The organism is Providencia sp. PROV076, from assembly GCF_028483405.1.
In the GTDB taxonomy this organism is placed as follows: Bacteria; Pseudomonadota; Gammaproteobacteria; order Enterobacterales; family Enterobacteriaceae; genus Providencia; species Providencia huaxiensis.
In genome coordinates this window covers 1-9,768 of sequence record NZ_JAMPRR010000009.1, presented here as the reverse complement: position 1 = coordinate 9,768, position 9,768 = coordinate 1, and the positions used below count along the sequence as shown (strand labels likewise).

Sequence of the window (9,768 nt, the reverse complement as noted above, 5' to 3'; positions counted from 1 at the left end):
TTTTGTTGCGTTTTTTTTGCATTTCAAAAAATAAATTGTTTATTTTGCGAGCGGTTCTGATTGTTTTGCCACATTACATAAGGCTTTATTGGTGAGATATGAAAAGTAATAAATTAAAGACCAGTATAGATAGCTTTCAGAAAATACTAACTGAACAAATTGGCATGGAATTATCGCATCTTAGAAAAGAGAAAGGACTTAGTGGTAGTGATCTAGCTAAAAAATTAAATATATCACAACAACAAATATCTCGTTATGAAAGAGGAATATGTAGCATTAACTGTGGAATGCTATTTTCAATTTTATTCTATCTAGAAATTAGCCCAAGTGCATTTTTTGACAGTGTATCATTGAAAATAAATGAAAAAAACCCTAGTGCTAATTCATTTATTCATAATAGTGCATGTTTATCCGATGAAAAGGATAACTACCATTATATTTTTAATCGACAAACAGAAATTATTTTAAATTCTTTATACAGCAAATAGTTATTTTAAAAATAATAAATTCTAACTATGCCCTACATCATGTTGGGTAATCATCACGTTGTTATATATAAATGAGGTTCAAATGAAAAAAGTATTTTTAGCCGCACTAGTTTCTGCCGCTATTGCATCTCCAGCACTCGCTGATCAAGGGCATGGTAAAGTCACATTTAAAGGTGAAATCATCGATGCACCTTGCTCAATTAGTTCAGATTCTATTGACCAAACAGTATGGTTAGGCCAAATCGCTAACTCTGTTTTAGCGAATGGCGGTACTTCTAGCGCGAAGCAATTCAATATTGAATTGGAAGACTGTGTATTCCCGAAAGATGCAGATGATAAAGTGTACAACGATAAAGTGAGTATCACATTCTCTGGTTCTAGCGCTGCTTTCAACTCTAAATTACTTGGAGTAACAGGCTTAGACGCAACAGATACAACTATTGCTGGCAACGTGGGTATTCAATTAACGGATACTAATGGCGCAGCGTTAGATATGGGAGTTGCAACAGCTCAAGAACATCAATTACAAGCGGGTGATAATACATTACGTTATAGCGCTTATGTACAAGGTGCAAACGTTGCGGTTGATAAAATTCCATTAGGTAAATTCGAAGGCGTAACTAACTTTACCTTAACTTATAACTAATTGATTAGTTTAAGAGGAATACCTTTGTGTTCCTCTATTAATCACCAAATTAAGTCAGAGGTTAAAGTGAAAGGATTTATCTATTTGCGAAGAAAAGTATCTTCCCTATTTCTTCTAACATTATTTCTTTCGCCACAAATGGCTGCATCATCTCATGGATGGGGAAAAGTCACGATGAATGGCGAAATAGTCGATACTGCCTGCGCAATAGATATTGGGTCTAGGGATCAGACCATTAATATGGGGGTACTTCCAACAAGCTATATTCGTGAAGTTGGGAAAGGCCCCATAAAAGAATTCGATATTAAGCTCATTGATTGTCGTTGGGAAAAATATTCGAAAGATAATAACGAATGGAATTCACTCGAAGTCACTTTTGATGGTCCATCAGAAGGTGATTTTTTCACACTCTCGGGTGAAGCAAAAGGAGTGCAATTGGCATTGCATGATATATCGGGATATTCCATTACACCAGGAAAGCCATTACCTGCATTAGGAATTACACCAGGGACAATGATCCTGAAATATCAAATGCAATTAGTCACCAATTATCATCCTGTTAAAGCGGGTAATTACCAAACCTTATTAAGGTTCAAGGTCGATTATTATTAATTCTAAGAAATTATATTGGTGTTTTAGGGATGTTTTTTATGTTTTTTAAACAACACAAAATAAATATAATAACGACAACGATAATGATTACATTTGGGGCATTATCCGCTCAGTTATATGCTGCCGATACCATACAATTTAATACGGCATTATTTGATTTAGAAGACAAAAAAAACATTGATATTAAACAATTCTCACGGGCAGGCTATATTATGCCTGGCACTTATCCTCTCAAAGTACAAGTAAATAAAGAAACTTTACCTGAGCAACGGTTTTCATTCTATGCGCCAGAAAATGACCCTGAAGATAGCCTCGTTTGTATCACACCAGAGCAAGTCCAGCAGCTAGGATTAACAGCCAGTTCGTTGAAGCAAATTACGTGGTGGCATAATAATGAGTGCCTTGATTTACGCAGCTTACCCGGCTTTCAAGCACGAGGGGATTTATCGGACTCAACGTTGTATCTGAGTATACCTCAAGCCTACCTTGAATATAGAACAGCTAACTGGGATCCGCCTTCTCTGTGGGATGAAGGAATCTCAGGGGCTATTTTAGACTACAATATCAACGCAAGAGCGAATAAGCCTCATGATAACAATAGTAACTATAATGTGACAGCAAATGGTGTCGCAGGTGTGAACCTTGGTGCATGGCGCTTTAGGGGGGATTGGCAGGGGCGTGCTCAACGAGAAACTGGCTCGAATAGTAAAAATGAGCATGACTTTCAATGGAGCCGATTATACGCCTACAAAGCGTTAACCAGTATTAAAGCAAAATTGACCTTGGGTGAGGACTATTTTAACACCGATTTATTCGATAGTTTTCGATTTACAGGTGTTAGCTTACGCTCTGATATCTTAATGTTACCACCTAATTTACGTGGGTATGCACCTGAAATAACAGGTGTTGCAACGACAAATGCGACGGTGATTGTTAGCCAACAAGGGCGAATTATTTATCAAGAACAAGTCGCCGCGGGTCCTTTCCGTATCCAAAATTTAAGTGATGCGACGACGGGAAAACTGGATGTTCGAATCGAAGAGCAGGATGGTTCGGTTCAAGAATATCAGGTTGAAACAGCCAATATCCCTTATTTAACTCGACCAGGTAGTATTCGATATAAATTAGCGATGGGTCGCCCAACGGATATGAGTCATCATGTTAATGGAGATACATTTGCGAGTGGTGAAATGTCCTGGGGTGTCACTAATGGTTGGTCATTACTTGCAGGTTCACTAAATAGCCAAGACTATAATGCATTTAACGTGGGTGTCGGTCGTGACTTATTGGCATTTGGTGCCTTATCTTTCGATATTACGCATTCTATTGCAAATATTCCTAATGATAAAAAACTCACAGGTAATTCTTATCGAATAAACTATTCAAAACGTTTTGATGACTATGATAGCCAAGTTCAGTTCGCAGGTTACCGATTCTCAGAACGCAGTTTTATGACTGTAACCGATTTTTTAACGGCTAAAGATTCTGGTGAGCGTCAAGGTAGTAATAAAGAAATGTATGTGATTTCTTTAAATAAAAACTTTAGAGAATCGAGAATTACAGCGTATTTAAACTACTCGCACCAAACCTATTGGGATAAGCCAGAAAGTAATCGCTACAATTTAATGGTGACAAAAACCTTAGATTGGGGAAGCCTGAAGAATATTAATATTTCGTTATCGGCCTATCGTAATAAATATAACGAAACAAATGATGATGGCCTGTATATCTCAGCTTCAATGCCTTGGGGAAATGGTGCAAATATTGGTTATTCATTACAAGCAACACGGGATGATACCGTTAATCGAGCAACCTATTATGACAAATTGTCAGATAGAACCAATTATCAAGTCAGTGCAGGCTCAACCAACAAAGGTGGAACCGCAAGCACCTATATTACCCATTATGGTGATAATACTAAGTTAACTGCGAATGCTAGCTATATTCATAATAATTACACGTCATTTGGGGTAGGGGCACAAGGTGGATTTACCATGACTTTAAATGGTGCGGATGCTCACCGAGTCTCAAATATTGGCGGAACTCGTTTGCTGATCGACACTGATGGTGTGGCTAAAATTCCCGTATCAGACCGAGGGATCCCTATTGCATCAAATGCATTTGGTAAAGTGGTTGTTCCTGACTTAAATAGCTACTACCGCAGTAAAGTTAAAGTCGATTTAAATGCATTACCGAATAATGCCGAGGTAACGGATTCTATTGTTCAAGCGACATTAACAGAAGGCGCGATTGGCTATCGCAAATTTAATGTATTGTCTGGTGAAAAGATGATGCTTTCAATGCGTATGTCTGACGGTTCTGCACCGCCATTTGGCGCTCAGATCACGAATTTGAAAGGAAAAGAAACGGGAATAGTTACTGATAATGGATATGCCTATGTTAGTGGTATCAATCCAAATGAAGTCATGATTATTCATTGGGGTGGTGAAGCACAATGTGAAATTAATTTTCCTGAAAACTTAGAAACAATTAACCAAGGATTATTCATTCCTTGTAAACCATTATCAAATAAACGTAATGAAGCAGATAATAATCTGTAAATGAGTGATTGCTATGAAAAAATTAACTAATTTATATATCAGTACTATTTTATTAAGCAGTTTAGTTAGCGGAAGTGCGTTCTCGGCAATTGCTTTAGATAGAACCCGAGTTATTTTTAATGGCGATCAAAAAAGCGTTTCAATTACTATTACGAATAAAAATAACCAGCTACCTTATTTGGCCCAAGGGTGGGTTGAAAATATTCAAGGGGTAAAAATTACTTCACCGTTTGCGGTATTACCTCCAGTGCAGAGAGTTGAGCCCGAAAAATCAAGCCAAGTCCGTATTGAGGCACTTCCTGAAATTAACCAGTTACCTCAGGATAGAGAAAGTGTTTATTACTTTAATTTAAGGGAGATCCCGCCAAAAAGTGATAAACCGAATGTTTTGCAATTAGCGTTACAAAGCAAAATTAAATTATTTTATCGCCCTAAAAGTATCATGCTAAGCGAAACTGAAATGCTGAATAATCCTTGGCAAGAAAAAACACAGCTTATTAAACAAGGCGACCAATATATCATTAAAAACCCAACTCCTTTTTATATTACGATTATTGGTGCGGCCGAGCGAAAAAATTCACCTGTAAACCAGAATTTTAAGGCAGTTATGGTTGCACCATTTAGTGAAGAAAAATTAGGGGTTCCAAGCTCTACTGTAGGGGCAAACCCAGTATTGACCTATATAAATGACTATGGTGGCCGTCCAAAACTTCAATTTAAATGTCAAGCAAATACATGTCAGGTTGTTCCTGAAAATAAATAGAGAGGAAAATGATGATTAATCAAAAAAGCTTTTCCTTACTCTTTGGCTTATCTCTTATATTTCATTCATCTGTGATATATGCGACATCAAATAATGCCTTTTATAACACAACAGGTAATTGGGATGTTGAAGGTGCAAATGGCAAAATTTTCGTTTATGGCTCATTAACGGAGAGTGCATGCCATTTATCGATGGATTCTGCATTTCAATCCGTTGATTTAGGAAATATTGAAACTGCATCATTAAAAACAATTGGTGCCCAAGGCCACAAGACGCCGATAAACATCGAGTTATTGGATTGTATCGAAACCCCAACGGTTTTGAGAAACAATAAATCAGGTAATGTGACATGGAGTATTTCTCAGCCTGGCATGAAAATTAGGTTTATTACGCCAGTTGTCCCTTTTAGACCGAATATCGCGAGAGTTGAAGGTGTGAATGGGCTTGGATTACAGATAACTAATCCTAAAGGAAAAGAAATTGCTTTTGGTGAGTACAGTGAACCTGAGCTTATTTCTACGGGGCAAAATATTTTAACTTATTATGTAGCTCCCGTAAGAATTGCAGAAAAATTACAGGCTGGAGCTTATCGAAGTGTTATTTCTTTTCAAATAACGTATGAATAATCTTAATAGGTTTTCTGATATAGCATTGAAGGTATTTATATGAATAACTTAAATTTCAATTTTTATAAATTTAAAAAAATAATACTCTCGATGCTATTAAGTTTGTTATTTTTTTCGTTACAGAGTCAGGCAAAAAATGGTCAAATCGGTGAAATTAAGATACGAGGACAGCTTGTCGCTGAAGCTTGTACAGTAAGACCGGGTGATGAAAATATCATTGTGGACTTTGGTACTATTGTTAATAAGTACCTCTATATTAACCAAAAAACGCCACTTGAAAATTTTAATATTCATTTAGATGACTGTGATAATAGTATCTTTAGAACGGTGACCGTTAAGTTTACAGGAAATGAGAATATCAACTTACCTGGCCTTCTTGCATTAGATTCTGGCAGCATGGCTTCAGGTATCGGAATTGAAATCTTAGAGTATAGTGGTAAAAAAATTCCCATTAATAGTACGACACCTGCATACAATCTAGAGAATGGCACGAATATTTTAAGTTTTAATGCGAATGTGCAAGGGGAACCTGATGCAATAAAAAATAAAAGTATTGCATTTGGTCATTTTACTGCAACCGCTATTTTTAGTTTAATTTATGATTAAGGTATCAGCAACAATGAAGATATTAATATTACTTCTCGCAACCTTATTATTTTCCCCAACTATTTTTGCGTTCCAATGTAAAACTAATGGAGGACAAGAAGTTGGTGGGGGAACACAAAGTATTTATGATGTTCCTCTCGATAATGATATTTTTGCTGTACCTAATCGTATAAATGAATTCGCGGATGTGAGTGATTTTATGACCTGCCGTAATGAAGCACCTAGTGCTTACGTTGATTATTTAAATGTGACGGGTGCTGACCTTGGTCCTACATTTAAGAATAACCCAGAATTAAAAGCGGGTGTGGTCGTACGTGGCGCTTACTATTTAGCACCATTTAGTGGTAAAGAAATTCAAGTATTTCGTTTAACCACAGCAAGTGAACCTTTACAAATTAAATTATATTTACAGGTAAATGTTAAACCAACGCCATCAGTTTTGGTAAGAAAAGGCGATTTGCTGATGACGTTAGATCTCCATAAATATGCGACATTTGTAAATAGTAATCAGCATATTGACCATGCTTATTTTAAATGGAATTTCTATGCAGGTAATGACGTGGTTGTTGGAACGGGTACGTGTGATATCAATGATAACCAAATCATCATTGTTGATTTTGAAACAGTAAATGCATCGGGTATTTCAACGGTGGGAAGTGCAAGTCGTTTTCAACGTAACGCAGAAATCACTTATAGTTGTGAAGATAATAATCTGACAGCGCCAATAAAGATGATTATTAGTGGAGAAACTTCGACTTTTTCATCTGATGCTTTACTTGTTAGAACTGGAGATATTGGTAGTCAAGGTCCTATTATGCCGGGATTAGGTGTTGAGATTTATCATCAAGGGCAAAGAGTTTCCCCTATGAATGGGCATTTCGATTCAAAAATAGAAAATGGGCATGGTAGAGATACACTAATGTTCACGCTAGTTAAAAAACCTAATTTATCTCCAAATGAATTGATAGAAGGCCAGTTTAGTTCAGCAGCTACCATTATTATGTCCACTCCGTAGCTATTGAAGTAGAGAGGTTTTTATGTGGATGAAAGCCTCTATTTTTTCGCATAAGCACATTTTAGATTAGACAAAATAAGTTAAACACGCCGAATTTTAAATTATCATCGTTAGCATATTTTCTTAAATAACATCACATAATTTCTCCATCAATGAAGCTCAAAGCCTATCCGGCCTCAATTGCTACAGGTATAATCACATAATTATCCGATAGATTTAGAGGCGAAGATGGCAAAACTCACCTTACAAGAGCAAATGCTAAAAGCTGGATTAGTCACCAGTAAGAAAATGGCGAAAGTGCAAAGAACGGCTAAAAAATCACGCGTTCAAGCGCGTGAAGCAAGGGAAGCCGTAGAAGAGAATAAAAAAGCACAGCTTGAGCGTGATAAGCAATTGAGTGAGCAGCATAAACAAATGGTGCAATCCAAAGAGTTCAAAGCGCAAGTTAAACAACTTATTGAAATGAATAAAGTTGATATTTCAAAGGGAGATATTAGTTTTAATTTCACCGATAACAACGTTATCAAGCAAGTTGTTGTAGACAAGATAACACAAACGCAACTGATCAGTGGGCGTCTGGCTATTGCTCGTTTAGCGATTGATAACAGTGATATTAACGAGTATGTGATTATCCCAGCAAGCGTCGCGGATAAAATAACGCAAAGAGATGCAGATAGCATCGTACTCAACAATGCGCTCAGCCAAGAAGAACAGGATGAAGATGACCCGTATGCGGACTTTAAGATCCCTGACGACCTGATGTGGTAATACTCGTCAAATTTAAGCCGTAGCTTTGGCGTTAAAACGGGCTCGCACAGTGAGTATTAACTCTTTCTTGGCTAATGGGATGAACAAAATGCAGTTCGCTGGCATGTAACATGAGCCGAGATGCATGCTCTGGTATTTGGCCTCCATATAAGTCACAGCCTAATATAGGGTGGCCTAATTGTTGGCAATGAATACGAAGCTGATGCGTTCGGCCTGTTTCTGGAATTAATTGGACTCGGGTTACTGGAAGCAATGTGCCATTATCTAATGGGTGATATAGGCGCTCAATTACTTGATAGTGAGAGCGGGCAGGTTTGCCATTAATTTCACAAAGAGACATGCGGGGAAACTGTGCAGGGTCTTTTGCTATTGCCGCATCAATGACACCCTTATCATCAGTTAAGTGGCCACAAAGTAGCGCTTGATATATTTTTGTTACGGTACGTTGGCTAAATTGCTGGCTCAGTGCGGCATTAATTGCTTTATTGCGAGCAACTACCATCAACCCTGATGTACCAAAATCGAGACGATGAACAAGAGTACATTCTGGGAATATTTGTACTAATCGGTGATGGACGGAGTCTAGGTTTTGTGGGTTTTTTCCAGAAAGGCTGAGTAGGCCGCTTGGCTTATTAATAAGAACCAGATACTCATCTTGATAGATAATTTCTATCTCATCGTGACAAGGCGGAGCAATAAAGGTGTCGATGATTTCAGTCATTAGCCTTTCCAACAAAAAATGGTTGTTGATAATAACCAATTTTTATTAGGCAGGCGAATGCTTGCCGCTTGCATCGGGTAAATTTATCACTCAGACTAAAAGCAAAGCCGTAGTCTGCGCACGCATTGTGCTCTATACTGCGCGTTGTAAAAACTGAGTCAATAAAAGATTAATTAGGCGGTAATGGCAATGAATGGAACGATCACAACATGGTTCGAAGATAAAGGTTTTGGATTTATCAAAGATGAGAATGGCGATAACCGTTATTTTCATGTGGTTAAGGTTGCCAACCCAGATTTGATTAAAAAAAATGCCGCAGTTACTTTTGAACCGACGACAAATAATAAAGGGTTATCTGCTTTTGCGGTCAAAGTCATACCTGAAAGTAAGTACATTTATATTGCAGGTGAACGGATTAAGATTACATCAATCAAATCCTATCGTGTTTATTCGGTAGAAGTACCTGCGGATACGCATATTGATAAAGAAAATACCGTGTTATCAATTGGTGCATTAATGAATAGTATTAAACCAAAATCAGATAAACCTAACCAAATGCGTTCATTGAAAAAATTAGAAATTAGCACGTTACATGGAGCATCGTTGACATTTTCGGAAGATGAAATTGATATCGATGAGGCTGTGAAACAACTTAAATTTAAGTGATTTCTTGTAAGGTAAAACAGCGTCACCTTTGGGCGCTGTTTGCTTGTCTATTTTTGATCCCATCTTTCATTTCTTTTTTTAGCATTTCTCGATACCAACGAGGATGATATTTTTAGCTAAAACGTGTGAAATTGATGTTCCTAATGAAATTATATTGGGTAATGCATCGGGTGTGACAACAGTCAGTGAAATTAAGAATGATATAGTCTCAAAAAGTTTTCCTATTGGCTTAAGAAACTGTACCAGCACGGATCAAACAACCGCTGTCGTTTATTTAGCATCTGGAAATACCTTAA

12 protein-coding genes are annotated in these 9,768 nt (G+C 37.2%); 11 read left to right on the top strand and 1 reads right to left on the bottom strand.

Annotated elements, in window-relative coordinates; genetic code table 11:
• Positions 1 to 98: 98 nt before the first annotated feature.
• From PSF67_RS07455 to PSF67_RS07415, 9 genes are all read left to right on the top strand, one after another.
• The gene (locus tag PSF67_RS07455; RefSeq protein WP_102140593.1) at positions 99 to 488 is read left to right on the top strand and encodes a helix-turn-helix domain-containing protein; all 390 of its coding nucleotides are present in this window, start codon (positions 99 to 101) and stop codon (positions 486 to 488) included.
• Positions 489 to 570: 82 nt separating this feature from the next.
• The gene (locus tag PSF67_RS07450; protein ID WP_102140594.1) at positions 571 to 1,134 is read left to right on the top strand and encodes a fimbrial protein; all 564 of its coding nucleotides are present in this window, start codon (positions 571 to 573) and stop codon (positions 1,132 to 1,134) included.
• A gap of 84 nt (positions 1,135 to 1,218) precedes the next feature.
• Entirely contained in the window at positions 1,219 to 1,746 is a 528-nt protein-coding gene (locus PSF67_RS07445) for a fimbrial protein (RefSeq protein WP_229597500.1), read from the top strand.
• Positions 1,747 to 1,775: 29 nt separating this feature from the next.
• A complete protein-coding gene (locus PSF67_RS07440; protein WP_102140595.1) occupies positions 1,776 to 4,307 on the top strand; it encodes an outer membrane usher protein in 2,532 nt (843 codons plus the stop codon).
• A gap of 13 nt (positions 4,308 to 4,320) precedes the next feature.
• Positions 4,321 to 5,070: a fimbria/pilus periplasmic chaperone gene (locus tag PSF67_RS07435; RefSeq protein WP_102140596.1), complete on the top strand. Its 750-nt coding sequence runs from the start codon at positions 4,321 to 4,323 to the stop codon at positions 5,068 to 5,070.
• An 8-nt stretch (positions 5,071 to 5,078) separates the two neighbouring features.
• On the top strand, positions 5,079 to 5,696 hold the full coding sequence (locus PSF67_RS07430) for a fimbrial protein (RefSeq protein ID WP_102140597.1): 618 nt from the start codon (positions 5,079 to 5,081) through the stop codon (positions 5,694 to 5,696).
• A 39-nt stretch (positions 5,697 to 5,735) separates the two neighbouring features.
• Entirely contained in the window at positions 5,736 to 6,302 is a 567-nt protein-coding gene (locus PSF67_RS07425) for a fimbrial protein (RefSeq protein ID WP_102140598.1), read from the top strand.
• Positions 6,303 to 6,315: 13 nt separating this feature from the next.
• The gene (locus tag PSF67_RS07420) at positions 6,316 to 7,317 is read left to right on the top strand and encodes a fimbrial protein (RefSeq protein WP_229597502.1); all 1,002 of its coding nucleotides are present in this window, start codon (positions 6,316 to 6,318) and stop codon (positions 7,315 to 7,317) included.
• Positions 7,318 to 7,545: 228 nt separating this feature from the next.
• Positions 7,546 to 8,085 carry a DUF2058 domain-containing protein gene (locus PSF67_RS07415; RefSeq protein ID WP_102140600.1) on the top strand — a complete coding sequence of 180 codons (540 nt, stop codon included), beginning with the start codon at positions 7,546 to 7,548 and terminating at the stop codon, positions 8,083 to 8,085.
• A 31-nt stretch (positions 8,086 to 8,116) separates the two neighbouring features.
• Here the strand turns inward: PSF67_RS07415 and PSF67_RS07410 are convergent, their stop codons facing one another.
• A complete protein-coding gene (locus tag PSF67_RS07410; protein ID WP_102140601.1) occupies positions 8,117 to 8,806 on the bottom strand; it encodes an RluA family pseudouridine synthase in 690 nt (229 codons plus the stop codon).
• A 183-nt stretch (positions 8,807 to 8,989) separates the two neighbouring features.
• On the opposite strand from PSF67_RS07410, the gene PSF67_RS07405 reads away from it, so the two are divergent.
• Complete coding sequence (locus tag PSF67_RS07405; protein WP_102140602.1) at positions 8,990 to 9,472, top strand: cold-shock protein; 483 nt, start codon at positions 8,990 to 8,992, stop codon at positions 9,470 to 9,472.
• Between the two features lie 103 nt (positions 9,473 to 9,575).
• Positions 9,576 to 9,768: hypothetical protein (locus PSF67_RS07400; protein WP_442959145.1), on the top strand; the 193-nt coding region annotated here is incomplete at its 3' end.